General features: G+C 53.8%; 20 protein-coding genes, 4 pseudogenes and 1 other annotated feature. Of the genes and pseudogenes, 16 read left to right on the forward strand and 8 right to left on the reverse strand.

Translation table 11 applies throughout. From position 1 onward, the window contains the following. Positions 1 to 330 precede the first annotated feature (330 nt). Together argO and ACWWJF_RS15210 are read left to right on the forward strand one after the other, a co-directional pair. Positions 331 to 944: pseudogene (gene argO, locus ACWWJF_RS15205) on the forward strand (arginine exporter ArgO). A gap of 190 nt (positions 945 to 1,134) precedes the next feature. Beyond that, positions 1,135 to 1,860 carry an oxidative stress defense protein gene (locus ACWWJF_RS15210; RefSeq protein ID WP_455869905.1) on the forward strand — a complete coding sequence of 242 codons (726 nt, stop codon included), beginning with the start codon at positions 1,135 to 1,137 and terminating at the stop codon, positions 1,858 to 1,860. Positions 1,861 to 1,877: 17 nt separating this feature from the next. Here the strand turns inward: ACWWJF_RS15210 and ACWWJF_RS15215 are convergent, their stop codons facing one another. After that, on the reverse strand, positions 1,878 to 2,771 hold the full coding sequence (locus ACWWJF_RS15215; protein WP_455869906.1) for a LysR family transcriptional regulator ArgP: 894 nt from the start codon (positions 2,769 to 2,771) through the stop codon (positions 1,878 to 1,880). A gap of 203 nt (positions 2,772 to 2,974) precedes the next feature. Between ACWWJF_RS15215 and rpiA the strand changes: the two genes are divergently transcribed. Beyond that, the gene (gene rpiA, locus ACWWJF_RS15220) at positions 2,975 to 3,631 is read left to right on the forward strand and encodes a ribose-5-phosphate isomerase RpiA (protein ID WP_264644488.1); all 657 of its coding nucleotides are present in this window, start codon (positions 2,975 to 2,977) and stop codon (positions 3,629 to 3,631) included. Between the two features lie 135 nt (positions 3,632 to 3,766). On the opposite strand, the gene ACWWJF_RS15225 is transcribed toward rpiA, so the two are convergent. Further along, a protein-coding gene (locus ACWWJF_RS15225; protein ID WP_455869907.1) for an IS3 family transposase occupies positions 3,767 to 4,935 on the reverse strand; the annotation gives its coding sequence in 2 pieces (ribosomal slippage) (positions 3,767 to 4,680 and positions 4,680 to 4,935; 1,170 coding nt in all). 257 nt (positions 4,936 to 5,192) lie between these two features. Here ACWWJF_RS15225 and serA point away from each other — a divergent pair. Beyond that, positions 5,193 to 6,422, forward strand: a complete 1,230-nt coding sequence (gene serA / locus ACWWJF_RS15230) for a phosphoglycerate dehydrogenase (RefSeq protein WP_455869908.1) — start codon at positions 5,193 to 5,195, stop codon at positions 6,420 to 6,422. Between the two features lie 150 nt (positions 6,423 to 6,572). Here serA and ACWWJF_RS15235 read toward each other — a convergent pair whose 3' ends face one another. Continuing rightward, positions 6,573 to 7,574, reverse strand: a complete 1,002-nt coding sequence (locus tag ACWWJF_RS15235) for a zinc-binding alcohol dehydrogenase family protein (RefSeq protein ID WP_455869909.1) — start codon at positions 7,572 to 7,574, stop codon at positions 6,573 to 6,575. 116 nt (positions 7,575 to 7,690) lie between these two features. Here ACWWJF_RS15235 and ACWWJF_RS15240 point away from each other — a divergent pair. Then, positions 7,691 to 8,602 (forward strand): annotated as a pseudogene (locus ACWWJF_RS15240) (LysR family transcriptional regulator). A gap of 225 nt (positions 8,603 to 8,827) precedes the next feature. Then, a pseudogene (locus ACWWJF_RS15245) lies at positions 8,828 to 10,545 on the forward strand (methyl-accepting chemotaxis protein). A 96-nt stretch (positions 10,546 to 10,641) separates the two neighbouring features. On the opposite strand, the gene ettA reads toward ACWWJF_RS15245, so the two are convergent. Then, a complete protein-coding gene (gene ettA, locus ACWWJF_RS15250; protein WP_455869910.1) occupies positions 10,642 to 12,309 on the reverse strand; it encodes an energy-dependent translational throttle protein EttA in 1,668 nt (555 codons plus the stop codon). A 457-nt stretch (positions 12,310 to 12,766) separates the two neighbouring features. Here ettA and sltY point away from each other — a divergent pair, with 457 nt between their 5' ends. Next, positions 12,767 to 14,680 carry a murein transglycosylase gene (gene sltY / locus ACWWJF_RS15255; protein ID WP_455871111.1) on the forward strand — a complete coding sequence of 638 codons (1,914 nt, stop codon included), beginning with the start codon at positions 12,767 to 12,769 and terminating at the stop codon, positions 14,678 to 14,680. Between the two features lie 98 nt (positions 14,681 to 14,778). Further along, complete coding sequence (trpR, locus tag ACWWJF_RS15260; RefSeq protein ID WP_455869911.1) at positions 14,779 to 15,108, forward strand: trp operon repressor; 330 nt, start codon at positions 14,779 to 14,781, stop codon at positions 15,106 to 15,108. Between the two features lie 72 nt (positions 15,109 to 15,180). On the opposite strand, the gene ACWWJF_RS15265 is transcribed toward trpR, so the two are convergent. Both ACWWJF_RS15265 and yjjX read right to left on the reverse strand, forming a co-directional pair. Continuing rightward, entirely contained in the window at positions 15,181 to 16,212 is a 1,032-nt protein-coding gene (locus ACWWJF_RS15265) for an IS630 family transposase (RefSeq protein WP_455869912.1), read from the reverse strand. A gap of 99 nt (positions 16,213 to 16,311) precedes the next feature. Next, a complete protein-coding gene (gene yjjX, locus ACWWJF_RS15270; RefSeq protein WP_455869913.1) occupies positions 16,312 to 16,836 on the reverse strand; it encodes an inosine/xanthosine triphosphatase in 525 nt (174 codons plus the stop codon). Positions 16,837 to 16,887: 51 nt separating this feature from the next. On the opposite strand from yjjX, the gene gpmB reads away from it, so the two are divergent. Then, positions 16,888 to 17,538 carry a 2,3-diphosphoglycerate-dependent phosphoglycerate mutase GpmB gene (gpmB, locus tag ACWWJF_RS15275; RefSeq protein ID WP_455869914.1) on the forward strand — a complete coding sequence of 217 codons (651 nt, stop codon included), beginning with the start codon at positions 16,888 to 16,890 and terminating at the stop codon, positions 17,536 to 17,538. A gap of 12 nt (positions 17,539 to 17,550) precedes the next feature. Here gpmB and robA read toward each other — a convergent pair whose 3' ends face one another. Further along, positions 17,551 to 18,417: an MDR efflux pump AcrAB transcriptional activator RobA gene (gene robA, locus ACWWJF_RS15280; protein WP_455869915.1), complete on the reverse strand. Its 867-nt coding sequence runs from the start codon at positions 18,415 to 18,417 to the stop codon at positions 17,551 to 17,553. A gap of 208 nt (positions 18,418 to 18,625) precedes the next feature. Between robA and ACWWJF_RS15285 the strand changes: the two genes are divergently transcribed. After that, positions 18,626 to 18,901 (forward strand): CreA family protein, encoded by a 276-nt coding sequence (locus ACWWJF_RS15285; protein ID WP_455869916.1) that lies wholly within the window; start codon positions 18,626 to 18,628, stop codon positions 18,899 to 18,901. 107 nt (positions 18,902 to 19,008) lie between these two features. Next, positions 19,009 to 19,290 (forward strand): annotated as a pseudogene (locus ACWWJF_RS15290) (CreA family protein); the annotation flags it as partial. 84 nt (positions 19,291 to 19,374) lie between these two features. Here the strand turns inward: ACWWJF_RS15290 and arcA are convergent. Continuing rightward, a complete protein-coding gene (gene arcA, locus ACWWJF_RS15295) occupies positions 19,375 to 20,091 on the reverse strand; it encodes a two-component system response regulator ArcA (protein ID WP_455869917.1) in 717 nt (238 codons plus the stop codon). A 773-nt stretch (positions 20,092 to 20,864) separates the two neighbouring features. Here arcA and ACWWJF_RS15300 point away from each other — a divergent pair. The 5 genes from ACWWJF_RS15300 (at position 20,865) to thrC (ending at position 26,545) form a co-directional block, all read left to right on the forward strand. Beyond that, entirely contained in the window at positions 20,865 to 21,548 is a 684-nt protein-coding gene (locus ACWWJF_RS15300) for a tRNA/rRNA methyltransferase (protein WP_455869918.1), read from the forward strand. A gap of 91 nt (positions 21,549 to 21,639) precedes the next feature. Next, complete coding sequence (thrL, locus tag ACWWJF_RS15305; RefSeq protein WP_455871112.1) at positions 21,640 to 21,708, forward strand: thr operon leader peptide; 69 nt, start codon at positions 21,640 to 21,642, stop codon at positions 21,706 to 21,708. After that, positions 21,647 to 21,763 (forward strand) — a sequence feature (Thr leader region). Its footprint overlaps the gene before it by 62 nt. A gap of 97 nt (positions 21,764 to 21,860) precedes the next feature. Next, the gene (gene thrA / locus ACWWJF_RS15310) at positions 21,861 to 24,320 is read left to right on the forward strand and encodes a bifunctional aspartate kinase/homoserine dehydrogenase I (RefSeq protein ID WP_455869919.1); all 2,460 of its coding nucleotides are present in this window, start codon (positions 21,861 to 21,863) and stop codon (positions 24,318 to 24,320) included. Between the two features lie 2 nt (positions 24,321 to 24,322). Beyond that, the gene (thrB, locus tag ACWWJF_RS15315; protein ID WP_455871113.1) at positions 24,323 to 25,252 is read left to right on the forward strand and encodes a homoserine kinase; all 930 of its coding nucleotides are present in this window, start codon (positions 24,323 to 24,325) and stop codon (positions 25,250 to 25,252) included. A 3-nt stretch (positions 25,253 to 25,255) separates the two neighbouring features. Next, the gene (gene thrC / locus ACWWJF_RS15320) at positions 25,256 to 26,545 is read left to right on the forward strand and encodes a threonine synthase (RefSeq protein WP_455869920.1); all 1,290 of its coding nucleotides are present in this window, start codon (positions 25,256 to 25,258) and stop codon (positions 26,543 to 26,545) included. Positions 26,546 to 26,570: the final 25 nt, after the last annotated feature.

Genomic DNA, 26,570 nt, shown 5'->3' on the forward strand with positions numbered 1-26,570 from the left:
AATGGCGATAGTACACGTCGGTTTCTCTTCATTTACAACCCCACTGGCTGCCTATTTCAGCCCGCTAACCCTTGGCATATAAGGCGTTGCGGACTTGTGTATAACGAGGTGGTTTGAACTGCCCTTTATGTTTTCGCTGTTTGCCATTGCGTTCTTACTGCAACGTAATGAAAAGCAGACCGGAACCAAAACAGTGTCAATTTCACATTCTGCATTGCATGATATTCGAAATTAGATTTCCTAATGAATAATTAGAATCTTCAATTTCAATTAATGAAAAAACCGCCTTACACTCCCTCGAATTGTTCATTCGGGAGAGTGTAGGGAACCATGTTTGGTATGTATTGGCAGGGATTTTTTCTGGGCGCGGCGATGATTTTGCCTCTGGGGCCGCAAAACGCTTACGTGATGAATCAGGGGATTCGGCGTCAGTATCACCTGATGATTGCCTTGCTGTGTGCATTGAGCGATGTCATCTTGATTTGTGCTGGCATTTTGGCGGCAGCGCGTTGCTGAGTCAGTCATCGCTGTTGCTGTCATTGATCACCTGGGGTGGTGTGGCGTTTCTGCTTTGGTATGGCTGGCGCGCGTTTAACGTGGTCTTCAAGCGTCAACTCGACGTGGTGAGCGTGGATATCGTACGGCAAAGCCGCTGGCGTGTTATCGCTACGGTGTTGGCTGTCACCTGGCTGAATCCGCACGTGTATCTGGATACTTTTGTCGTGCAAGGCAGCATTGGCGGGCAAATGGCACCCGATGCGCGCAGTTGGTTTGCATTGGGCTCCATTACGGCTTCGTTCCTGTGGTTCTTTGCATTGGCGTTGCTGGCATCCTGGCTGGCAGCGTGGCTGAACACGCCAAAAGCACAGCGCGTGATTAATGTCTTTGTTGGCGTCATCATGTGGAGTATTGCGCTGCAACTCGCACATTCCGGTATGCAATAGTGTTGTAAGTTGACGTTTTTTTACGGGATTCCGGAATTCACCTATAGTTAAGCCAAGCCAGCCTGTGCACTATATTTATCAATAACACCATGTTTATCTATAGCCGTAGGCATATTCATTGCACCGGCGCACCGCCGTCATCGCGGCGTGCAACGGCGCACTATTAAATGGAATCAGGAGAAACGACACTGTGAAGCTAAAAGCACTGGCGATAGCCGCCCTGTTAGGATTAAGCACGCTTCCACTGTCCGGTCAGGCCGCTGAATTGCCGAACGGATCGCATATCGTGACATCGGGAAAAGCGAGCGTGGATGCCACGCCGGATATTGCAAATCTGGCGATTGAGGTCAGCGTTTCATCGAAAGACGTGGCTGATGCTAAAAAGCAGGTGGACGACCGCGTGGCGCAATATTTTGCCTATCTGGAAAAACACGGTATTGAGAGAAAAGATATCAGCGCCGCCAACCTGCGTACCCATCCTGAATACGATTTTCTGAAAGATGGTCGTTCTGAACTGAAAGGGTATCGTGCGGTGCGACAGGTGGCGGTAACTGTACGCCAACTGGATCAGCTAAATGCCTTGCTGGATGGCGCACTGCGCGGGGGGTTGACGGAAATCCGCGGCGTGGAGTTGGGGGTAGCCAACCCGGAAGCCTATCGCGATCAGGCACGTCAGCGGGCAATCGAAACGGCGACCAGCCAGGCGAAAGCATTGGCAACCGGATTCAACGCCAAACTGGGACCGATTTACAGCATCCGCTATCAGGTTGCCAACTATCAGCCCGTTCCCATGGCTCGGATGTTTAAAGCGGCGGGCGTCGCGGCAGAGGCCGATGTGGCGCAGACTTACGAGCAGCAAAGCATCCAGTTTGACGATCAGGTTGACGTGGTGTTCGAACTGCAACCTAATCAGTAACGCCTGACTAACGCGCGTCAGGACTGGCGCAATACGCGATGCCCGTGCGAGAGCAGGGCATCCGTCACCTTTCTCATCATCCGACTTTCTGGCGCGAAGCGGTGCCAATAAAGCATACGGCGCTGAAACAGGCCCGGCGTCAGATCGACCAACTCGCTGTTTGCCAATTCTCTCTCGATTTGCAGGTGCGGGATCATACAGCAGGTGGTGCCCTGTCGTACCAGTTGTACGAACGCTTCTGACGAGTTAATGATATGGCAGGGAACGCTGCCGGGCGAGAGATCGAAATTCTGCTGCAAAAACGCCTGATGCATATCATCCAGATGATCAAAGGCAACCGCAGGGGCGCGCAGCAACGCGGAACGGGTCACGCCGTTCGGGAAGTAGCGTGCGGCAAAATCCGGTGAGGCAACAAACAGATAGTCTAACGCACCGAGCTTATCCACCAAACAACTCGGCAACGGCTGCGGCTGGATACTGACGGCACCAACCACTTCACCACGGCGCAAGCGTTCTTGCGTACGGGTTTCATCTTCCACTTGCAGATTGAGACGAATGGGGGAATCGACCAGTACCGGTTGCAACGCAGGTAACAGCCAGGTTGCGAGACTGTCGGCGTTGACCGCCAGCGACAGCAACAGCGGGATATCGCTGCTGGCATCGTTGCCCAGCCACTCTTCTTCCAGCAACTCCACTTGGTGCAACAGCGCCAGCAATTTTTGCCCTTGTTCGGTGGGACGCGGTGGTATGGTTCTGACCAACAGCGGCTGTCCGAACAGGTTCTCCAACTGCTTGATGCGTTGTGAAACGGCGGATTGCGTGATGCACAATTTTTGCGCGGCGCGTTCAAATCCGCGCTCACGAATGACGGCATCGAGAGCCTGAAGTGTGCGATAGTCCGGTCGTTTCATGAAGGTGCCATTTCCTATGGATAAAACTTGGTCTTTGCACTATGCCACATTTTTCCGACGGAACACGCTAAAAATCTGTCCCATTTCACACTGATGGCCGAAAATAATCGAAGGACGCTCGGCGATTGGCGTCGTTTCCGGTGGCGCTTGCTCTATAATACCCCTCTCTCTTCTCACTGTAATTTGCAGGCACGATACAGACCATGACACAAGATGAACTGAAAAAGGCAGTCGGCTGGGCCGCGTTGGATTATGTCCGCCCGGATACTATTGTTGGGGTGGGGACGGGCTCAACGGCAGCGCACTTCATTGACGCGCTGGGTTCCATCAAACACCAGATTAAAGGCGCAGTATCCAGCTCCGTGGCGTCTACCGAAAAGCTCAAAAGCTTAGGCATTACGGTGTTCGACAGCAACGAGGTTGATGAACTGGATATCTATGTGGACGGTGCTGATGAGATCAACCCGCACATGCAAATGATTAAAGGCGGAGGTGCTGCGCTGACGCGTGAGAAGATCATTGCTGCCATCGCACGTCAGTTTATCTGTATTGTCGATGCCTCCAAGCAGGTGGATATTCTGGGCACATTCCCGCTGCCGGTGGAAGTGATTCCCATGGCCCGGGCGTACGTGGCGCGTGAGCTGGTGAAACTGGGCGGCCAGCCGGTCTATCGTCAGGGCGTAGTCACCGACAACGGCAATGTCATTCTGGATGTGCACAACCTCGATATCTCAGATGCCATTGCCGTAGAAAACCGTATCAATGGGATTGCGGGCGTGGTGACCGTCGGTCTGTTCGCCAACCGTGGCGCTGACGTTGCGTTGGTCGGTACCGCGGACGGTGTAAAAACCCTGAAGTAATTTCTCCCCTGCGCATCGGACGTTGGCATTGAAGGTGCTAACGTCCGATTTTTTTGCTTAAAAACCCCACCATTGTTAAAGTCTCACTTTTGGTACTTAATATCACTTTTTCTTATTTTGTTCCCTTTGTAGTGGTCAACTAATATTGGCCACCGCATTAGACTGTATGTAGAACAGTCGCTCAGATTCGTTTGGAGTTAAGCCGCCGTTATACCAGTGAGGCCGGATAGCGCTGTAATACCCCGTGATGTAGCGGATAATCGCGTCCTGGGCTTCGCTGAAGCTGTTGTAACCCTTTGTCGGCACCCATTCTGTCTTCAGGCTGCGGAAGAACCGCTCCATTGGCGCATTATCCCAGCAGTTACCCCGCCGACTCATACTCTGCTTTATCCGGCAGCGCCACAGGGCTTGCCGGTATTGACGGCTGGTATAGTGGCTGCCCTGGTCGCTGTGGAACATGACTCCTGTTGGTTGTCCCCGGAGTTCCCAGACCATCTGCAACGCTTTAACTGTCAGCGCCGAGTCCGGCGACGTCGACATGGCCCAGCCCACCGGTTTGCGGGCGAACAGATCTAGCACCACCGCAAGGTAAGCCCAGCATTTGCCCGTCCAGATGTAGGTCACATCGCCGCACCAGACCTGATCCGGCGCGGTAACCGCGAACTGGCGGTTGAGATAGTTCGGTATTTCAACGTGTTCATTGCCGCCGCGTTTGTATTTGTGAGCCGGTCGCTGGCAGCTGGCGATACCCAGCTCCTTCATCAGCTTGCCAGCCAGCCAGCGCCCCATTTTGACACCGGAGCTGCCGGTGACGATGGTCGCGATACTTCGAGCGCCGGCAGAGCCGCCGCTGGCGTTCCAGGCTTCCATGACGCGGCTACACTTAACCACGCGCTCACCGTCGGGTTCATTAGCGGAAGCCTGCCAGTGCCTGTAGCTGCTGCGATGTACCTCAAAAGTTTGGCACAACGCCGTGACCGGGTATCGCGCCCTCAGCCTGTCGACTACCGTGAACCGTTGAGTGAGTCCGACATTAAGAGCGCCGTAGCCTTTTTTAGGATTTCGTTCTCCATTTCAAGGCATTGGACTTTTTTCTTCATCTCACGCAGCTCGAGCTGTTCAGGGGTAAGAGGAAGTCCCGTTGGCGTTTTTCCCTGTCGTTCAAGGCGAAGCTTATTGACCCAGCGACTAATGGCAGAATGGCTGACATTAACCGCCTCTGCGGCCTTAACGTATGTGTAGCCGTGGTCGACAACCAGCTTTGCGGCTTCGAGCTTAAATTCCGCCGTAAAATGTTTACCCATGAGGTCACCTGTCGTGTTGATGAGGTGAGCATATCACCTCCGCTCAGGTGGCCAGTATCAGTGTGCCACTACACTTGGCATCTGGCAAGGCGACGCGTTATCCCTATTTTTTACTGTAAAAGGGAGTTTGTGACGCCGTTGGCAGCATCGGGGAAGCAATCGATTGTCTTGCTGCTGGCGTAATTTTTGTTATGTTGGCAGAGGCTGTTTGGCAAATGGGTTCATTGGCATCTGAAGTCTGAAAATAAGGTCGGGAAATGGCAAAGGTATCACTGGAAAAAGACAAGATTAAATTCCTCCTGGTGGAAGGGGTTCACCAGAGCGCGTTGGGAAACCTGCGCGCAGCGGGTTACACCAACATTGAATACCATAAAGGTGCGTTGGATACGGAAGCGTTGAAAGCCTCCATCCGTGACGCGCATTTCGTCGGTTTGCGTTCCCGTACTCATCTGACGGAAGAAGTGTTTGCTGCCGCAGAAAAGCTGGTTGCCGTGGGCTGTTTTTGCATCGGTACCAATCAGGTTGAATTGCCTTCTGCCACCAAGCGCGGCATCCCGGTGTTCAACGCTCCCTTCTCCAATACTCGCAGCGTAGCGGAACTGGTGATTGGCGAAATGCTGCTGTTGCTGCGCGGCGTTCCTACTGCCAATGCCAAAGCGCACCGTGGCGTGTGGCACAAACAGGCTGTGGGCTCATTTGAAGCGCGCGGCAAAAAACTGGGTATCATTGGCTACGGCCACATTGGCACCCAGTTGGGTATCCTGGCCGAAAGCCTGGGGATGCATGTTTACTTTTACGACATCGAGAGCAAACTGCCGTTAGGTAATGCTCAGCAGGTGCGTCATCTGTCCGAATTGCTGAACATGAGCGACGTGGTCAGCCTGCACGTACCGGAAACGGCGAGCACCCAGAACATGATGGGCGCGGATGAGCTGGCGCTGTTGAAGCCGGGTTCTATCCTGATCAACGCCTCACGCGGTACGGTCGTCGATATCCCAGCTCTGTGTGAAGTGCTGCGTAGCCAACACATTGCCGGTGCTGCGATTGACGTATTCCCACAAGAACCAGCAACCAATACTGACCCGTTTGTGTCTCCGCTGCTGGAGTTCGACAACGTATTGCTGACGCCGCACATTGGTGGTTCCACGCAGGAAGCGCAGGAGAACATCGGTACGGAAGTGGCCGGTAAACTGGCGAAGTACTCTGACAACGGTTCGACGCTGTCTGCTGTTAACTTCCCGGAAGTTTCCCTGCCAGTGCAGAGCGATCGCGCACGTTTGCTGCACATTCACGAAAATCGCCCGGGCGTACTGACGGCAATCAACACCATTTTCGCCGAGCAAGGTATCAACATTGCTGCCCAATATCTGCAAACCAGCGCGGATATCGGCTATGTGGTAATCGATGTGGAAACGGATGCAGCGAATACCGCGCTGCAACTGATGAAGGCGATTCCCGGCACCATTCGTGCCCGCCTGTTGTTCTAAGTGCTCGTCGAGCGTTTAATGTCGTGACGCACCTACTTAAAATCGTCATTTCCGGCTTTCGCCGAGGATGACGAGAGGTAAAGTGGCCTTGTCATCAGTCAAACAGCCCCTTTGGGGCTGTTTGCTTAAAGAGGCTGACAACGCGAGGGTTTATAACGCGATAGTCACCTTGCCGCGCATATGCCCTTCCTGCACCTTGGCGTGAGCCTGTTGCAGCGTTTCAACATTTAACCCGTTCAATACTTCACTGGCGGTGCCTTGCAGTTTGCCCGCGTCCACCAGGTGTGCTACTTCTTGCAGAATTCTCCCTTGCTGTTCCATATCCGGCGTTTGGCACATGCTGCGGGTAAACATGAATTCCCAATGCAGCGAGGCACTTTTGCGCTTCAGTTCGTTCTGATCCAGAGGACGTTCGTTTTCCACAATAGTGCAAATCTTGCCCTGCGGGGCGATCAAGGTGCCTATCGCGCTCCAGTGGCCGTCGGTGTCGTTCAGGCAGAAAATATAATCCACTTGGGTGATGCCTGCTTTTTTCAGTTCCTCGACTAAATCGCGATAATCAACCACGAGATCGGCACCGCGCTGACGGCACCAGTCTGCCGAATCAGGACGGGATGCCGTGGCGATGACATTGACCTTGCTGCGCAGTGCCGCCAGTGAAATAGCCAGAGAGCCAACGCCGCCCGCGCCGCCGATAATCAGCAGGTTTTTCCCTGCGTCAGCGTCCTGAATCTCAAGGTGTTCAAACAGTCCTTCCCAGGCGGTGAGCGCGGTCAGTGGCAGCGCAGCGGCGGTGGCCCAGTCAAGGGATACCGGTTTGTGCGCCACAATCCGTGCATCAATGAGTTGATGCGAGCTGTTGCTGCCAGCGCGTGTGATATCGCCGGCATACCACACTTCATCGCCCACCTGAAAACCGCTGACGCGATCGCCAATGGCAAGTACGGTACCACTAGCATCCCAGCCTAAAACGCGCGGCTCAGCCAACCCGTTTTTCCGCAAACCGGCATGGACTTTGGTATCGACAGGATTGATGGATACCGCTTTTACCTCAACCAGCAGATCGTGTGGGCCGGGTTGCGGCTGCTCTTGGGTAATGGCGATAAAACGTTCGGGATGTTGGGGGTCAACGGCAATAGCATGTACGGTCATGATCTGTTCCTCATTGTTTCGATGAGAAAAGTGTAGAACGAACTCATCGTGCTGATAAGATGGACAATCATTAACGAAGTGTTTGTTATAGGCGAACAGTTATGTTTAAACCCTCCATGTTCAGGCAGTGGCAAGATATGGCGCTGTTTGCGCTGGTAGCCGAATGTGGCAGTGTGACACAGGCCGCGCTCAAGGCTGGCATGGCCAAATCCAGCCTCAGCTTGCGTATCAGTCAGCTCGAACAGCAGCTTGGGTTACGGTTGCTAAACCGCACTACGCGCAAGATCAGCCTGACGTTTGCTGGCGAGCGCTATCTGATCCATTGCCAGGAGATGATGCAGGCCAGTGAGCGGGCCGATCTCGCTATTCAACATTTACGTGATAATCCGAGCGGGCGGCTTCGCATCACCAGCCCGGCTGGTTTCGGTGCCACTCTGCTGGCGCGCTTGACTACAGAGTTTCAGCGCCGCTTTCCCGCCGTATCTCTGGAAATTGCCATCTCTGACACGCTGGTGGATTTAGTTGATGAAGGGTTTGACGTGGCATTTCGCACCGGCAAGCCGCTGGATTCGTCTCTGATTGGCAGACCGTTGGGTGTGACGCCGCGTTATCTGGTGGCATCGCCGCACTATGTGGCGGGCCACCCGGCATTGGTGCATCCGCAGCAGCTTCAGTCTCACCAATGCATTGCCCATCGTGCCTGGGCGGAGTGATCATTGCAGCTCGGCAGCGAGGATTATCGCTGGCTGCTTCCGCTGACGCACACCACGGACAATCTGCTGTATGCCCGTGAATGTGCGATGGCGGGCGCTGGCATTACTCTGTTGCCCGCGTTTCTTGTCGATGGCGTCGATCTGCCCCGACCATTGGTACGCGTGTTGCCTGAATGGAGTGCAGAACCTAATGAACTCTATTTGGTTTATCCCAGCAGGAAACTTAATTCTCCCGCAATGGCCTGCTTTATCGAATTTGTGCTGCAACATGATGCGCTGGCGGAATATGTCACGCTGACCACACCTTTATCCTGATAGTGTGACGCGTTATATAATGTGAAAAATCATTTCTTATTTTTAGAAATATAACACCACTTTATTTGAAATGTGATTGTGATCACGACTTAAAGATGGATGTTTTCACGCCATTGCCGATAAAACATGAATCTGACGATGTTTTTTTAGCAACGCCAATGCTGTTCATGGTGCGTTGCGGAAGGGATATCCATACCAGCCGTTGTCGAAGTGAGAAAAACAGTCATGTCCGAATTAAAAGGAAATTCAGGTTATATCAACAAAATCAGACTTGTTACGCTATTTATTAGTCTGTTAACGATTATTTTATTACTGTTCGCTATCTCCATCGGTACGGCGAGTTATTTTCTTAGAACAGAGTAATGATGCATTAGATCGGGCCAACCTGGTTTCTGATGTGCGTGCTGGCATCAGCAGCAGCATGGATCAGTTGCGCGTTGCTCGCCAACTGTTAGTTCAGGCGGCGGCAACTCAACGCGTTGGTGATGCAGAGGGCTATAAAAGCGCACTGACACTGGCGGAAAACCGGGTAAAAAGCTCACAAAAAACGCTTCGATGAATATCTGGCCCGGCCGGATAAATTCAACGCACCCGCTGGATTGGATGATGAACTCGCCGTTAACTACGCGGCGTACCGCGATAACGCGGTCAAACTGATCATCGAGGCGGTGAAGCGAGGCGAATTTGAAGAAGTCATTTCACTGGAAAGCGATGAATCGCGCAAACTGGACGAAAACTACGCGCAATCGGTGCGTAAAGCGGTGCGTTATCTGACAGATAACGCTACGCAAATCAAACAGCACGCCGAGGCCAATTCGCGCCGGGGCTTTATGCTGATGGCGCTCTCCTTTGTGGCTTCCATTGTGATGGCTGCGATCATCTACGTGATTATCCGCAATGCATTACTGGCTCCGCTAGATCGGTTGGTGATGCGCATTCAACGTATTGCCGCCGGGGATTTAACTCAAAGTGCTAGTGAGATGGGGCGTAACGAAATCGGTATTCTGGGACAGAATGTCCAGAACATGCAGGCCGCATTGGCAGAAACGGTTAGTGTGGTGCGCGAAGGGGCAACGGCGATTCATCTGGGGGCCACGGAAATTTCTGCGGGTAACATCGATCTCTCCTCACGCACGGAGCAGCAGGCCGCCGCGCTAGAAGAGACTGCCGCCAGTATGGAACAACTGACGGCTACGGTGAAACAAAACTCCGATAACGCTCACCATGCCAGCCAACTGGCGAAAAATGCCTCAACCAAAGCGGAGAAGGGCGGTGATATCGTGAATAACGTGGTGACCACCATGAGCGATATTTCTACCAGTTCACGCAAGATTGCGGACATTACCTCCGTGATTAACAGCATTGCTTTCCAGACCAACATTCTGGCGCTGAATGCCGCCGTTGAAGCCGCCCGTGCTGGTGAGCAAGGGCGCGGGTTTGCCGTGGTGGCCGGTGAAGTGCGCAGCCTGGCGCAGCGCAGTGCACAGGCGGCAAAAGAGATTGAATCCCTGATCGGTGAATCAGGTCGCCTCGTTGATACCGGCGCGCATCTGGTGTCACAGGCGGGAGAAACCATTGGTGAGATCGTTCAGGCGGTCACCAGCGTGACCTACATCATGGGGGAAATCGCCTCCGCGTCTGATGAACAGAGCCGGGGTATCAGCCAAGTGAGTCAGGCGGTGTCGGAAATGGATAGTGCAGTGCAGCAGAATGCGGCGTTGGTACAGGAGGCCTCTGCGGCGGCGGTATCGCTGGAGGATCAGGCTGGGCGTTTGACGCAGGCGGTTGCGGTATTCCAGATAGCTTCGCCAGCGTCCCCGCGCGCGCTGGCAGCCTCGACGGGCGCTGCTGTTCCAACGTCAGTGCAGAGCAAACCTGCGCTGCCTGCGGCAGGTACAAAACGGGTCAAGCCGGATTACAATCAGAATTGGGAATCCTTTTGATCGCTATTGAGCGGCAATCACCATAAAAAAACGACCCGGCAATAACCGGGGCGTTTGATATGACGAGATATTTTACTACCTTGCGCTAACAGCTCATTACTTCGCGATACGCTTGTACTTGATGCGGTGAGGTTCCAGTGCGTCTGCGCCCAACGTGCGTTTCTTGTACTCTTCGTACTCGGTGAAGTTACCTTCGAAGAACTCCACCTTGCCTTCATCCTGGTAATCCAGAATGTGGGTAGCAATACGGTCAAGGAACCAACGGTCGTGGGAAATGACCATGGCGCAGCCGGGGAACTCCAGCAGGGCGTTTTCCAGCGCGCGCAAGGTTTCAATATCCAGGTCGTTGGTCGGTTCATCAAGCAGAAGCACGTTCCCACCGACTTGCAGCAGCTTCGCCAGATGCAGACGACCGCGCTCACCGCCGGACAGTTCGCCGACGCGTTTGCCCTGATCGGTACCTTTAAAGTTAAAGCGGCCAACATAGGCGCGGCTTGGCATCTCGGTGGTGCCAACACGCATGATGTCCAGCCCGCCAGAGACTTCTTCCCACACGGTTTTGCTGTTGTCCATGCTGTCACGGAACTGATCGACCGACGCTAGTTTTACCGTTTCGCCCAGTTCGATAGTACCGGAATCGGGCTGCTCTTGGCCGGACATCATACGGAACAGCGTTGATTTACCAGCACCGTTCGGACCGATAATCCCAACAATCGCCCCTTTGGGCACCGCGAACGACAGGCCATCAATCAGTTGGCGCTCACCGTAGGCCTTACTCAGGTTGGTGACTTCCACCACTTTGTCGCCCAGACGGGGACCTGGTGGAATGAACAGTTCGTTGGTTTCGTTACGCTTCTGGTATTCGGTGCTGTTGAGCTCTTCAAAGCGAGCCAAACGGGCTTTGCCCTTGGCCTGACGGCCTTTGGCACCCTGGCGCACCCACTCCAGCTCTTTCTCAATGGATTTACGGCGAGCCGCTTCCTGAGAGGCTTCTTGCGCCAGACGTTGATCTTTTTGCTCCAGCCAGGAAGAGTAGTTGCCTTCCCACGGAATGCCTTCGCCGCGGTCCAGTTCCAGAATCCAGCCAGCCACGTTATCAAGGAAGTAACGGTCGTGGGTGATGGCTACCACGGTGCCTTCGAAGTCGTGCAGGAAGCGTTCCAACCAGGCTACGGACTCCGCATCCAGGTGGTTGGTCGGTTCGTCGAGCAGCAGCATGTCTGGTTTTTCCAACAGCAGACGACACAGCGCCACGCGACGGCGCTCGCCCCCGGACAGTTTGGCGATTTTTGCATCCCATTCCGGCAGGCGCAGCGCATCGGCAGCGCGTTCTAACTGGTTATCCAGATTATGGCCATCGTGCGCCTGAATGATCTCTTCCAGCTTACCCTGTTCCGCTGCCAGCTTGTCGAAGTCGGCATCCGGATCGGCGTACAGTGCATACACTTCATCCAGACGTTTGAGCGCACCGACCACTTCCGATACCGCTTCTTCGACGGATTCACGTACTGTGTGTTCCGGGTTGAGCTGCGGCTCCTGTGGCAAATAGCCTATTTTGATGCCGGGTTGCGGGAGCGCTTCCCCTTCGATGTCTTTATCGATCCCAGCCATGATACGCAGCAGGGTGGATTTCCCTGCGCCGTTCAGACCCAGCACGCTAATTTTTGCGCCCGGGAAGAAGCTGAGGGAGATATTCTTTAAAATATGGCGCTTCGGCGGAACCACTTTGCCGACGTGGTGCATGGTATAGACGTATTGAGCCACGTTGCGACTTCGCCTCTCTATGGGTTAAAGGATGCAGTGCGTAGCCCGCGCTGCATCGAGGTTAACGATGAAGGTGGGGCGTCGCCCTCTTCGATTTATCGTTATGCTGATGCGGAGTGTAGCTGGTTTTGCTGTGCGATCCCAGCCATCATCCCTTACTGTCTGTCACTCTGTGAAATGGCTCTAAGGGCTGCGTTTTGGCGCACAGCGTCCTACCCGGAATTTATAAACGGTTATCCTTACGTTGCTTGACATTTTATTCCCTTTTGCGACATATCGCCGCCGCGCATCCTGTGCCACACTGGAGGGCAGCAAATGTCGTCTGGATGATGCAAATTTCGCTGATGCGAACACCCTGTTTGCACCGACGGCGGCATTCTGAGGCGAAATGTATCAGTGATGTGCACATTGCATGTCGATAACCGTTTGGGATGAGGTGGTTTGGATGAAGGGTAACATGGGGCGCTGGGCGCGCATTGCCATCCAGTGTCTGGCGGGGGTTACAAGCTCAGCCATGGCGGATACGCTGGATGCTCAACGCCAGATTTATCAGCAGGTTAAGCAGGCATGGGACAGTAATCAAATGGATACCGTGCAGGCGTTGATGCCAACTTTGCGCGATTACCCGCTTTATCCTTATCTGGAATACCGCGCGTTAACACAATCGCTGGGGCAGGTGAGCAGCAGCGACGTCAGCGCATTCTCGGCGCGTTATCCAACATTACCGCCTGCGCGTAACCTGAAATCCCTGTTTGTGAATGAACTGGCGCGCCGCGAGGATTGGGCGGGCTTGCTGGCCTTTGCGCCCACCTCACCCAAACCGGTTGCGGCGCACTGTAATCACCTCTATGCCCGTTTCGCTACGGGGCAGCGTCAGGGCGTGTGGGATGAAGCAAAGGCCATTTGGCTGACCGGCCGTTCGCTGCCTACCACTTGCGATAAGCTGTTTGCCGTTTGGGAAGCCGCTGGTGAAAAAACGCCGATCGCCGTACTGGAGCGCATTCGGCTGGCAATGAACGAAGGCAGCACCGGGCTGGTTAACTATCTGGTGAAACAGCTTCCGCCTGATTACCGTACCATCAGCGATGCGTTGATTAAGTTACAGAATGACCCCAAAACCGTAGAGCGCTTTGCACGCAGCGTGGGGCCAACCGATTTTACGCGCAATGCCACTCTGGTTGCCTTCCGCCAACTGGTTCGACAGGATGAAGAGGGTGCCCGTGCGCTTATCAGCGTATTGGTGCGGCTGCAAAAAATGAGCGAAGCCGATCGCCGCGAGATGGAAGAAGCGGTGGCTTGGCGTTGGATGGGAACCGGTGCGATGCCAGAACAGGCCGCCTGGCGTGATGCTGTTACGCAGCGCAGCCAATCCACCAGCCTGATTGAACGCAGGGTACGTATGACGCTCGGAGAGGGGGATAAAGCGGGGCTGCGCTTCTGGCTCGCGAAACTTCCGACTGAGGCGTTACAAAAAGATGAGTGGCGCTACTGGCAAGCGATGTTGCTGTTAGATAACGGGCAGCGTCAGGATGGGGAAGTCATACTGCGATCGCTGATGCAGGGACGGGGTTTCTACCCGATGGTTGCCGCGCAGAAGCTCGGTATCCCTTATTCGTTGACCATTACCTCGTCCATCCCGGATAAGACATTGGCACAACGGCCGGAAATTGCGCGCGTGCGCGAATTGATGTACTGGAACATGGACAATCTGGCGCGTAGCGAATGGGGGGAACTGGTGGCGAACAGCGATAAGCCGCGTCAGGGAGCGTTAGCGCGTTACGCGTTTGATCAATGCTGGGCTGACCTCAGCGTGCAGGCGACCATTGTAGCTAAGCTGTGGGACAATCTGGAAGAACGTTTCCCGCTGGCATGGCGCGACACCTTCCAGCGAATGACCCAAGGGCGTGCCATTCAACAGAGCTATGCGATGGCGATTGCCCGCCAGGAAAGCGCCTGGAACCCGCAAGCGCGCTCTCCGGTCGGTGCCTCTGGCCTGATGCAACTGATGCCGGCCACCGCGCAGCATACCGCGAAAAAGGGCAACCTGAGCGGCTATGTCAACAGCAGCCAACTGTTCGATCCCGAAACCAATATTCTGTTGGGCACCACTTATCTGGATGATGTCTATCAGACCTTCAATAACAACCGTATCCTTGCCAGTGCAGCCTATAACGCCGGTCCTTCGCGCGTGAATACCTGGCTGAAAAACAGCGCAGGGCGTCTCGATCCGGTTGCCTTTATTGAAAGCATTCCATTTACCGAAACACGTGGCTATGTGAAAAACGTGCTGGCCTACGATGCTTTCTATCGCTACTTCCTGCATCAGAATGACAGCGTATTGACGTCAGCAGAGTGGGGACAGCGTTACTAGGTGTTGCGTTACCGATGCGATTTTTCGCGCACGATATCGGTGATTTCTCAATGATTATGCTATGCTGCTGTACTCGTCAACGAGTATGGCAGCCCGCTATGACCCCTTTATCACATACCGATCCCGCGTTTTCCGAACACGGCAATGAAGATTGGCTCAAGTTTGTTGAGCTATTGAAGCTCTCCGTGGCGGAGGATCTGCATCACCCTCTATTGCAACTGTTGTTGACGCCGGACGAACGCACGGCGCTTGCTACGCGTGTGCGCATTATTCAGGAGCTGATGCGAGGAGAGATGAGCCAGCGTGAATTGAAAAACGAATTGGGTGCCGGTATTGCTACCATCACGCGAGGATCTAACAGTTTAAAAGCGGCACCGCCTGCACTGAAACAGTGGCTGGACGCACAACTGCTGCCTGAGGGCAAATAGGTCTGTGGGATGTCGTAGAGATTAAGGGGCATCGCGCCCCTTAAACGGGCTAAATAGCTGTACCTAATATCGCTACACTTTTGCCTGTCCATGTTTTCCACTGGGAAACGGGCTGACGGTTTCCATGAAGCGACGAACCTTGTTCAGTAACTGCCACATTGAACAGCATTGATGATTGCGGGTAATGGTTTCATGCAACGCCTGCCATAACCGCTCTACATGATTTACCCATGGTGAGTACACCGGCTGATAAATAACCCTGAATTTCGGGTTTTCTTCCAGCCAGCGCTGCGTCTCCCGGCTTTTGTGAATAATGTAGTTATCAACTATCAGCGTGAGCGTTTTTGCCAGTCTGTACGTTGCTCTCAGATGCTCTAACATACTGATAAACAAACACGATCTTTTACTGCTTCCTCCAACATCGCTGACTTTCCCCGTCCCGCTGTGTAATGCACCCGCCAGATAATATTTCTCGTTCTGGCCCGGCGTCACGATACGTTTCTGCTTCCCGCGAACCTGCCAGTCCGCGCCAATTTTGGGATTCAGATGAATATCCACTTCGTCTTCGTAAAAGACGGGATGTTCCGCGCTGCATTGTTCCAGCGCCATCGCGATGGCCTCCATTTTTTCTTCATTATGCGGGTCGCGGATACGCAGCGTAGGAGCTGCGCGTCGCCACACCAGACCGGCAGAAGGCAACCAACGGCGCACCGTGGAAGCATGCAACTGGCAACCGGTTATCTCATTGATTTTTATCGCTAGCAGTTCCGTGCTCCAGCGCGAACGCTGATAGCCAAAATCATGAGGGGAACGCTTTACGAGCTGGATTAACAGTGCGCAGATCTGTTCAAACGGCCAGCGACGGCCACGACCGGGCCGCAGAGATTTGAGGCCTTCAATGCCGTACAGGGTGAGCCAGTTAATCCATCTGCCGATTGACGAACGGGCGCAGCAAAGCATTCTGGCGACATCGCTCACGCGCTCGCCCCGGTGCAACATCAGGATGGCGGTCAGCCTGCGGGCGTGATTCTTGTCACGCGTTTTATGGAGAGTTTTCTTCATCAGGCGTCGTTCGTTACGGGGTATCGGTGCTATGCTCGACATCGCTCAGTCCGGTTGATGATTTGGGATCTTTATCGATTGATCAGATCGCTCTACTCGGACTGAGTTCCCTTCAGGTGATCTACTATTCGGAACAGTTATTTAGCTCGGCTGGCTGTAAATGGGGTTGTGGAAGGGCACCAAAGCTAACAACAGTGCCTGATAGTAGACGCAGGTGCGCGTCAGTTTACCGTCGGTGAACACGCCAATCGCACCGCCCTGATGTTTAATGTCCTGAATGCCGGTCAAACGTGCCATTTCGTCTCCCAGCTCTCTTCCTTCCTTGATTCCTTGTAATATACTTTCCGGCAGCACCAGGCTGGCGGAGCGTGATTCACCACGCAGATGTGGGTTTTCGATCACCATCCAGGCGAACGTCATGCTCTCTTCAATGCCAGCTTCGACGCCGACCCAGAAATTGGCCTCGGGCCGAACCTGGCGGGTGCGCATAACGCGGTTGCGGGCTCCGGTACGCGTTTCGGTGGAACCCAAGGGCTGATGAGAAACGCCGCTGTCGACATCAACACCTTCGATGCGACAGTTTTCTTCGCCAAAGACATCCGTGAATGCGAGTGTAATAGCCTTAATTTTTGCCGGGTTGGTAGTGGCAGCGACAACATGGTACATAACGGTTCATACTCTTTTAGTTAATTTGACGCAGTATAATGGAAAAAAGCGATGTTACAGGTATATCTTGTTCGCCACGGTGAAACGGAATGGAACGTGGCTCGGCGTATTCAGGGACAATCCGACAGCCCGTTGACCGCACAAGGCGAACAGCAGGCCTATCAGGTTGCGAACCGTGTTAAAACGCTAGGCATCACGCATATCTTTACCAGCGATTTAGGGAGGACGCGCCGCACTACCGAGATTATTGCGCAGTCTTGCCACCACTGTGAAGTGGTTGAAGACCCTAATTTGCGTGAGCTGAATATGGGCGTGCTGGAAATGCGTGACATAGACACGCTCAGTCCGCAGGAGGAAACCTGGCGCAAGCAACTGGTGGACGGTACGCCAGATGGCCGCATTCCCAAAGGGGAATCCATGGCGGAGATGGCAATGCGTATGCATCAGGTGCTCGATCGCTGTCTGGCGCTGCCGCCTGGCAGTCGTCCGCTGCTGGTCAGTCATGGTATGGCCCTCGGCTGCTTGTTAAGCACCATACTTGGGCTGCCTGCCAGCGCGGAACGCCGTTTGCGGTTGCGTAACTGCTCGCTCTCCCGCATCGATTATCAGCAGAGCCCGTGGTTGGCGTCCGGTTGGGTCGTGGAAACCGCCGGGGATGTTTCTCATCTTGATACCCCGGCATTGGATGAACTCCAGCGTTAACGGTGTGCGCGCTTAGCGACGGATAGGGATCAGGTATTCGCAGCGGATCACTTTCGGTGGTCCGTCTTCTTTCGTCCCATTCGGGGTAAAACGCTCTGCGTCACAGCCATCGCGACGCGTCAGCTCGAAGGTGGGCAGACAGGTATCGTACAGGCTGATAATAAAATCCTGTAGCGCATCCGTGGGGCCTTCATAGACGAACAAAGCATACTCGCCGCCGGGGAGCGTAATCGGTTCGCCGGGGTGAACCCCTTCAGAAACGTGCTTCGGCTCCACCGCAGTGGTATAGAGCACATCATGCTCGTCTTCTTTATCCTTGCTCGGACGGGTGTGGTGCAAGCCGTACAGCAAGGGGGGAATGCACTTGGCCTCGCCCAGATACTGCCGCCAGAAGTGCACGCGCATTTCCGTGCGGAAATTACAGATCTGCTCCAGAGAACAGTTGCAGTTTTGCGTGACACCCACAAGTTGCGTATCTGGCAGTGTGACAAATTCGGGCTGCGGCAGCGTAAATTCATCCAGGCGCAACGGGGGGCGAATACCATAGGTATTCCACTCTTCGGCACGGCGGTAAGAGGCTGGCGTCTGTGCAAACTGCTTTTTAAAAGCGCGGGTGAACGTTTGCTGTGAATCGAAGCGGTATTGCAGCGCGATATCAAGGATCGGTCTGCCGGTCATACACAGTGCCATCGCGGCTTTGGTCAACCGGCGTGCACGAATGTACGCGCCGATAGCGTGCCCAGTGACATCTTTGAACATACGTTGCAGGTGCCATTTGGAGTAGCCGGCTTTTGCTGCCACGTTATCCAGGGACAGTGGCTGGTCAAGATGGTTTTCCAGCCAATTGAGCAGGTCACGTATGATACTGGCTTGATCCATAGAACATCCTCGATAGAACACACAAAGCACGAAGCGCATAGAGATCAGTCATCATAGCAACTTTTTGCTGTTGTCACCGCTTAAGATTTTTGAATAATTTATACAAACAATCAGGTGAAATTTGCATGCTTTAGCCCTATATCTAGTAACAGCCTCGTCAGAGGGGGAAAAGCCCCTGTAACTTGTTTCCAGACAGAGAGAAATATTGATGAAAAACGCATTAATCATGGGAGCCTGTTTCGCGTTGTTGGGCGTAGTTTGCGTCGCCAAGGCGGAACAGATTGGTTCTGTAGATACGGTTTTCAAACTGCTGGGGCCAGACCATAAAATTGTGGTGGAAGCCTTTGATGATCCTGATGTTGCGAACGTTACCTGCTATTTGAGCCGTGCTAAAACCGGAGGTATCAAAGGGGGGTTAGGTCATATCGTTATACACATCTTTTGGCCATTTTTTGAACAGGATGCTCAGAACCCCGTGAATTAAGGCATTCAAGCCATCCCATTGGCTTTTTGAGGTTCAAAATGCCACTCTGAGATAAACCCGTAACTCATTGATTAAACAGTGCGTTAGAAAGATGTGTATAACGATATGGGGGGTTAGGTTTGGCAGAAGATACCTCCGATGCCGCCATTTCCTGCCAGCAGGTTGGGCCGATTACGCTGTCGGATAAGATAAAGAAAAGTGATGATAGTGGCACGGTGGTGTTCCAAAAACGCACGTCACTGGTGTTCAAAAAACTTCAGGTGGTCCGTTTCTACGATGAAAAACGCAACGCGCTGGTCTACCTGACCTACTCCGATCGTTTGGTCGACGGCTCGCCAAAAAACGCCTTGAGCGCGGTGCCGATCATTCCCTGGGGCAAGAGCGAGTAGTGTCTTAGGGAATAATCGGTGCTGATATAGAAAAAAGGCCGAAACCAGCAGGTTTCGGCCTTTTTAAGTAACGGGTGGCGTGCGTTAGTCTTCCAGATCGCCGCAGAAACGGTAGCCTTCGCCGTGAATGGTGGCGATGATTTCCGGCGTATCGGCTGTAGATTCGAAATGCTTACGAATGCGGCGAATCGTCACGTCCACGGTGCGGTCGTACGGTTTCAGCTCGCTGCCGGTCATTTTCTTCAACAGCTCGGCACGGGTCTGAATCTTGCCGGGGTTTTCGCAGAAGTGCAGCATCGCACGGAACTCGCTGCGCGGCAGTTTGTACTGCTCACCCGCTGGGCTAATCAGCGAACGGCTGTTGATGTCCAGTTCCCAACCATTAAAACGGTAGCTTTCTACCAGATGACGCTCTTCGCTCACACCGCCCAAATTCATGGTACGGGACAGCAAATTACGTGCACGGATAGTCAACTCACGTGGGTTAAACGGTTTGGTGATGTAATCATCAGCACCGATTTCCAGGCCGAGGATCTTATCCACTTCGTTATCGCGCCCGGTCAGGAACATCAGCGCGACGCTAGCCTGTTCACGCAGTTCGCGTGCCAACAGCAGGCCATTTTTGCCGGGCAGATTGATGTCCATGATCACCAGATTGATATCATGTTCGGACAGGATATGGTGCATCTCAGCGCCGTCAGTGACTTCGTGAACGACATATCCTTCAGCCTCAAAGATGCTCTTGAGGGTGTTGCGAGTTACCAACTCGTCTTCGACAATAAGAATGTGCGGGGTCTGCATGTTTGCTACCTAAAATTGCCAACTAATTATAGAATTCGGAAGTACAGAAGTCGCCATCGGTCTTTTCGTGCCCGCACGCCTGGTGCGAGATTATAGGGCTCTTACCGGAGCTTGAGGCGCAAAGAACACGCTCACTCTCGCAATGTAGACTAAAGTACGCAAATACCTTCCTGGTGCATGCCTGACTTCACCCGATGCGGCACGTTGCTACAGCAACGACATCTCCGCGTATCGGTTGCCTGACGCTGACAAAATTCCGCGTGAATCAGTTGCGCGGGCAGCGCCAGTGCTTTCTACGTGATAACCGGCGATATCAGATGATAATCAGGCTAACTCAACTACGCCTAAAGTGGTGCATAGTTTAACCTTATTAACAGCAACATAACAGTAAGCGCCTATTTTGATCGCTCACAAATCTACGGTTCCGTTGACATATATCAAATTTAATTGTAGCACGTTAACTATTTTGTGAAAAATACTTATAAGATTGACAGCTTAAGTCACAATCTGCCTGATTTGGATACGATTCAGCAGCGCAAGCGACCGCAACGAACACGGAACGCCATCTCGCGATGGTCATTATATAATGCATTGATATTAAGGCATATGTAATGAATTTTTTGGTTTTTATCCCTTTTTAAGCCTGACCCGCATTTTTTACCGTAAGGTGACGCTCGAATGTTTCATTTATGTTAAATTAAACGACGGCGTGGGGGACGGCGCATGCCGGGTATCGCACGTTCGTCAGCCATTTTCTCTTCTTTGGAGGTTTTGTGCAGTTTTTTATTGTGCTGGTCGAGCCAGCTCGCCCAGAGAACGTGGGGGCGGCAGCCAACGCCATGAAAACCATGGGATTTCATTCACTGCGTATTGTTGACAGTCAGGCGCACCTTGAGCCAGGTGCACGCCGCGTGGCGCACGGGGCCGGTGATATTCTGGATAATGTGACCTGCTACCCTACGCTTGCTGACGCGTTGGCCGATGTGGATTTTACCGTCGCGACGACAGCGCGCTCGCGAGCCAGGTTTCACTATTACTGCACGCCGACAGAGTTGCTTGGGTTGATGCAGGAGAAACAGCAGTGGGTCGGTTCGGCAGCGCTGGTGTTTGGCCGTGAAGATTCTGGCCTCACCAACGACGAGTTGGCGCTGGCGGATATATTGACGGGTGTGCCGATGCAGGCAGACTACCCGTCACTGAATTTAGGGCAGGCCGTCATGGTCTATTGTTACCAGTTGGCGCAACTGATGCAGGTGCAGGCAGAGACTGCCGAAGTCGCTCAAGCCGGGCAGTTGGTGGCGCTGCGTCATCGGCTGGAAAAGCTGTTGGTGACGTTGCAGGTAGACGATGACGAGAAACTGCGATATTGGCTACTGCAACGCATCGGGTTGTTACAGCAGCGGGATACCGCCATGCTGCATACGCTGCTGCACGATATTGAGAAGGCACTGAAGTGAGATGAAAAAAAGAAATCCATTGACTTCATGTCTCGATTGCCTTAACTAATAGAGGATAGAAACCGATTTGTTGATCGAGAGTCCTTTACGCATGCGTCAAATCAGCCTGACCACCACCATTATTACCACCACCATTACTACCAGTAACGGTGCGGGCTGACGCGTAGAAAAGAATCTGAAAAAGCCCGCACCTAAACAGTGCGGGCTTTTTTTTACGGCGAAGAGCAGGTTCCGCCGACCCTTGCCGCCAGCGGCGGCAGCCAAAAGCGCACGGCGTGTTTTGGTGACTGAAACTCAGGAGAAGAGATAAAAATGCGAGTGTTGAAATTTGGCGGGGCTTCCGTGGCGAATGCGGCGCGTTTTGCGCGCGTTGCCGATATCATCGAGAGCAATGCGCGTCAGGGACAGGTTGCCACCGTGCTGTCTGCCCCGGCGAAAATCACCAATCACCTGGTGGCGATGATTGATAAAACCGTTGCGGGCCAAGATATTCTGCCGCATATCAATGATGCCGAAACTATCTTTTCTTCTCTGCTAAAAGGGCTGGCAGAATCCCAGCCGGGTTTCCCGTATGAGCGCTTGTCCACGCTGGTACAACAAGAACTGGGCCAGTTGAAACAGGTTCTGCACGGCATTTCACTGTTGAGGCAATGCCCGGACAGCGTCAACGCCAGCATTATCTGCCGTGGCGAGAAGCTCTCTATTGCTATCATGGAAGCGGTATTTCAGGCCTGTGGTTATAAGGTCTCGGTTATCGACCCGGTAAAACGCCTGCTGGCACAGGGGCATTATCTGGAATCTACCGTGGATATCGCGGAATCCACGCGCCGTATCGCCGAGCAAGGCATTCCTTCCGATCACGTGATTCTGATGGCGGGATTCACGGCGGGTAATGATAAAGGGGAACTGGTGGTACTGGGCCGCAACGGCTCTGATTATTCTGCCGCCGTGTTGGCCGCCTGTTTACGCGCTGACTGTTGTGAAATCTGGACTGACGTGGACGGTGTCTACACCTGCGACCCGCGTCAGGTGCCTGATGCGAGACTGCTGAAGTCGATGTCGTATCAGGAAGCGATGGAGCTCTCCTACTTCGGTGCCAAAGTACTTCACCCCCGTACCATCGCTCCCATCGCCCAGTTCCAAATTCCCTGCCTGATTAAAAATACCGAAAATCCCCAAGCGCCCGGCACTCTGATTGGTTTAGACAGCACCGATACCCAATATCCGGTAAAAGGCATCACCAACCTGAACAATATGGCGATGTTTAACGTCTCCGGCCCCGGCATGAAAGGCATGGTGGGGATGGCCGCGCGCGTGTTTGCGGCGATGTCCCGTGCGGGCATTTCGGTGGTGCTGATCACGCAGTCCTCTTCCGAGTACAGCATCAGCTTCTGCATGTCGCAAAGCGAACTGGCGCGTTCCAAGAAAACGCTGGAAGATGAATTCTATCTGGAACTGAAAGACGGTGTGCTGGAGCCGCTGGATATCACCGAACGTCTGGCGATCATTTCCGTGGTGGGCGACGGTATGCGCACGCTGCGCGGCCTTTCTGCCCGTCTGTTCTCCGCATTGGCCAGTGCCAATATCAATATCATCGCGATTGCGCAGGGTTCCTCTGAGCGCTCCATCTCTGTGGTGGTGGATAACGACGTGGCGGTGACTGGCGTGCGTGTGGCGCACCAGATGCTGTTTAATACCGATCAAGTGATCGATGTGTTCGTTATCGGTGTAGGCGGTGTAGGCGGCGCTTTGCTGGAGCAAATTCACCGCCAGCAGCCGTGGCTGAAGCAGAAACATATCGATCTGCGCGTCTGTGGTATTGCCAACTCCAAAGCCTTGCTGACCAATATTAACGGCATTGCGCTGGATTCATGGCGTGAAGCGCTGAATGAGGCACGCGAACCCTTTAATCTGGGTCGTCTGATTCGTCTGGTGAAAGAGTATCATCTGCTTAACCCGGTTATCGTGGACTGTACCTCTAATCAGGTGGTGGCAGATCAGTATGCTGACTTTCTGGCCGATGGCTTCCATGTCGTCACGCCCAACAAAAAGGCTAACACCGGTTCCATGAGCTATTACCAGCAACTGCGCAGCGTAGCCGGTAAATCACGCCGTAAGTTCCTGTATGACACCAACGTTGGCGCCGGGCTTCCGGTGATTGAAAACTTGCAAAACCTGTTGAATGCCGGGGATGAGTTGCTGCGTTTCACCGGGATCCTCTCGGGGTCGCTCTCCTTTATCTTCGGTAAGCTGGATGAAGGCATGAGCTTGTCGCAGGCGACGTTGCAGGCGAAAGCCAATGGTTACACCGAACCCGATCCGCGTGACGATCTGTCCGGCATGGATGTGGCGCGCAAACTGTTGATTCTGGCGCGTGAAGCGGGCTATAAGCTGGAACTGGCCGATATCGACGTAGAGTCGGTGCTGCCGCCGTCCTTTGATGCTTCAGGCGATGTCGAAACCTTTATGGCGCGTTTGCCAGAGCTGGATGCGCAATTCAGTGAAAAAGTGGCGCAAGCGCTGGAAGCAGGTAAAGTGTTGCGTTATGTCGGCGTGATTGAAGAAGGGCGCTGCAAAGTGCAAATTAGCGCAGTGGGCGGTAACGATCCGCTGTTCAAAGTAAAAGACGGTGAGAATGCGCTGGCGTTCTATAGCCAGTATTACCAGCCATTGCCGCTGGTGCTGCGCGGTTATGGCGCGGGTAATGATGTGACAGCGGCCGGTGTGTTTGCCGATCTGTTGCGCACGCTGTCATGGAAGTCAGGAGTATAATGATGGTTAAAATTTATGCGCCCGCGTCGATCGGCAACGTCAGCGTTGGGTTTGATGTACTGGGCGCGGCGGTTACGCCTGTTGATGGCTCACTGTTGGGCGATTGCGTGACCGTAACGGCTGCTGAGAGCTTCAGCTTACGTAATGAAGGCCGTTTTGTCGGCAAACTGCCGAGTGAACAGAAAGAGAATATTGTCTACCAGTGTTGGGAGCGGTTTTGTCAGGAAGTGGGGAAAACCATTCCTGTCGCTATGACGCTGGAAAAGAACATGCCGATCGGCTCGGGTCTGGGGTCCAGTGCTTGTTCCGTGGTTGCCGGTCTGATGGCGATGAACGAATTTTGTGGCAAACCGCTGGATGATACGCGTTTGCTGGCGCTGATGGGTGAACTGGAAGGGCGTATTTCTGGCAGCGTGCACTACGATAATGTTGCGCCGTGCTTCCTGGGCGGTATTCAACTGATGATCGAGCAAAATGGCATCATCAGTCAGCCAGTGCCTGCGTTTGACGATTGGCTGTGGGTTATGGCCTATCCGGGGATCAAAGTGTCAACTGCGGAAGCGCGTGCCATTCTGCCCGCGCAGTATAGCCGCCAGGATTGCATCAGCCATGGCCGTTATCTGGCGGGCTTTATTCACGCTTGCCACACCCGCCAGCCTACGCTGGCGGCGGCGTTGATGCAGGATGTGATCGCCGAGCCGTACCGTACGCGCCTGCTGCCTGGGTTTGCCGAGGCGCGTCAGGCGGCAAAAGATATCGGTGCGCTGGCGTGCGGTATCTCCGGTTCTGGGCCGACGCTGTTTTCCGTATGCGACGATATGGAAAAGGCGCAGCGTCTGGCCAGTTGGCTGCAAGATAACTATTTGCAGAACGATGAAGGGTTTGTTCATATTTGCCGTCTGGACACGACAGGCGCACGTCAATTGGGATAAGGCATGAAACTTTACAACTTAAAAGATCACAACGAGCAGGTCAGCTTCGCGCAGGCGATCAAACAGGGACTTGGACGCCAGCAAGGGCTGTTCTTCCCGCTGGAATTGCCTGAGTTCAGTTCGACGGAAATCGATGACCTGCTGGAACTGGATCTGGTTACGCGCAGCAGCCGCATTCTTTCTGCCTATCTGGGTGATGAGATTGCGCCGGAAACCGTTTATCAAAGTGTTAAAGCGGCATTTACCTTCCCGGCTCCGGTTGCCACGGTCTCTGAAGACATTGCCTCTCTGGAGCTGTTCCACGGCCCGACGCTGGCGTTTAAGGATTTTGGCGGGCGCTTTATGGCGCAAATGCTGGCACAGGTCTCCAACGGAGAAAAAGTCACCATTTTGACGGCAACCTCCGGTGATACCGGTGCCGCGGTCGCGCACGCGTTTTACGGTCTGGAGAACGTGCGTGTGGTGATTCTGTATCCACGCGGCAAAATCAGCTCGTTGCAGGAGAAGCTGTTCTGTACGCTGGGGGGCAATATCCATACCATCGCGATCGACAGCGATTTCGATGCGTGCCAGGCGCTGGTGAAGCAGGCGTTTGACGATGAAGAATTGAAACAGGCTATTGGCTTGAACTCAGCCAACTCCATCAATATCAGCCGCTTGCTGGCACAAATCTGCTATTACTTTGAAGTCGTGGCGCAGTTGCCTGCCGCCGCGCGTCAGCAACTGGTTGTGTCGGTGCCGAGTGGCAACTTCGGTGATTTGACGGCTGGTCTGTTGGCAAAATCCCTCGGCTTACCGATCAAGCGCTTTATCGCTGCCACCAATGCCAATGACACCGTGCCACGTTATCTCAGCAACGGCGAATGGGCGCCTAACCCGACAGTAGCAACGCTGTCTAACGCCATGGATGTCAGCCAACCGAACAACTGGCCGCGCGTCGAGGAACTGTTCCGTCGTAAAAACTGGGCGCTGCCAACGCTGGGATTTGGTGCGGTGAGTGATGACGTGACCAAAGCGACCATGCATGAACTGGAAGCGCTGGGCTATACCTCTGAACCCCATGCGGCGATTGCTTATCGTCTGCTGCGCGACCAACTTCAGCCGGGCGAGTTCGGCTTGTTCCTGGGGACGGCGCATCCGGCGAAATTCAAAGAGAGCGTAGAAGACATTCTGGGTAAAACCCTGGATCTGCCGGAAGCGCTGGCGCAGCGTGCGGATCTGGAATTGCTCTCGCACAACTTTGCACCCGATTTCGCGCAACTGCGTCAGTTCCTGATGGCGTTGCCGGAATAACCCCTGTTGTTATAAGCGTTGTTGT

This window comes from Symbiopectobacterium sp. Eva_TO (assembly GCF_053848865.1).

Coding starts and splice junctions, on each gene's coding strand:
- rpiA (WP_264644488.1), top strand. CDS start 2,975: ATGACACAAGATGAACTGAAAAAGGCAGTCGGCTGGGCCGCGTTGGAT.
- sltY (WP_455871111.1), top strand. CDS start 12,767: ATGGGGCGCTGGGCGCGCATTGCCATCCAGTGTCTGGCGGGGGTTACA.
- yjjX (WP_455869913.1), bottom strand. CDS start 16,836: ATGTACCATGTTGTCGCTGCCACTACCAACCCGGCAAAAATTAAGGCT.
- ACWWJF_RS15265 (WP_455869912.1), bottom strand. CDS start 16,212: ATGTCGAGCATAGCACCGATACCCCGTAACGAACGACGCCTGATGAAG.
- thrB (WP_455871113.1), top strand. CDS start 24,323: ATGGTTAAAATTTATGCGCCCGCGTCGATCGGCAACGTCAGCGTTGGG.
- robA (WP_455869915.1), bottom strand. CDS start 18,417: ATGGATCAAGCCAGTATCATACGTGACCTGCTCAATTGGCTGGAAAAC.
- serA (WP_455869908.1), top strand. CDS start 5,193: ATGGCAAAGGTATCACTGGAAAAAGACAAGATTAAATTCCTCCTGGTG.
- thrA (WP_455869919.1), top strand. CDS start 21,861: ATGCGAGTGTTGAAATTTGGCGGGGCTTCCGTGGCGAATGCGGCGCGT.
- trpR (WP_455869911.1), top strand. CDS start 14,779: ATGACCCCTTTATCACATACCGATCCCGCGTTTTCCGAACACGGCAAT.
- ACWWJF_RS15235 (WP_455869909.1), bottom strand. CDS start 7,574: ATGACCGTACATGCTATTGCCGTTGACCCCCAACATCCCGAACGTTTT.
- gpmB (WP_455869914.1), top strand. CDS start 16,888: ATGTTACAGGTATATCTTGTTCGCCACGGTGAAACGGAATGGAACGTG.
- thrC (WP_455869920.1), top strand. CDS start 25,256: ATGAAACTTTACAACTTAAAAGATCACAACGAGCAGGTCAGCTTCGCG.
- arcA (WP_455869917.1), bottom strand. CDS start 20,091: ATGCAGACCCCGCACATTCTTATTGTCGAAGACGAGTTGGTAACTCGC.
- ACWWJF_RS15215 (WP_455869906.1), bottom strand. CDS start 2,771: ATGAAACGACCGGACTATCGCACACTTCAGGCTCTCGATGCCGTCATT.
- ACWWJF_RS15285 (WP_455869916.1), top strand. CDS start 18,626: ATGAAAAACGCATTAATCATGGGAGCCTGTTTCGCGTTGTTGGGCGTA.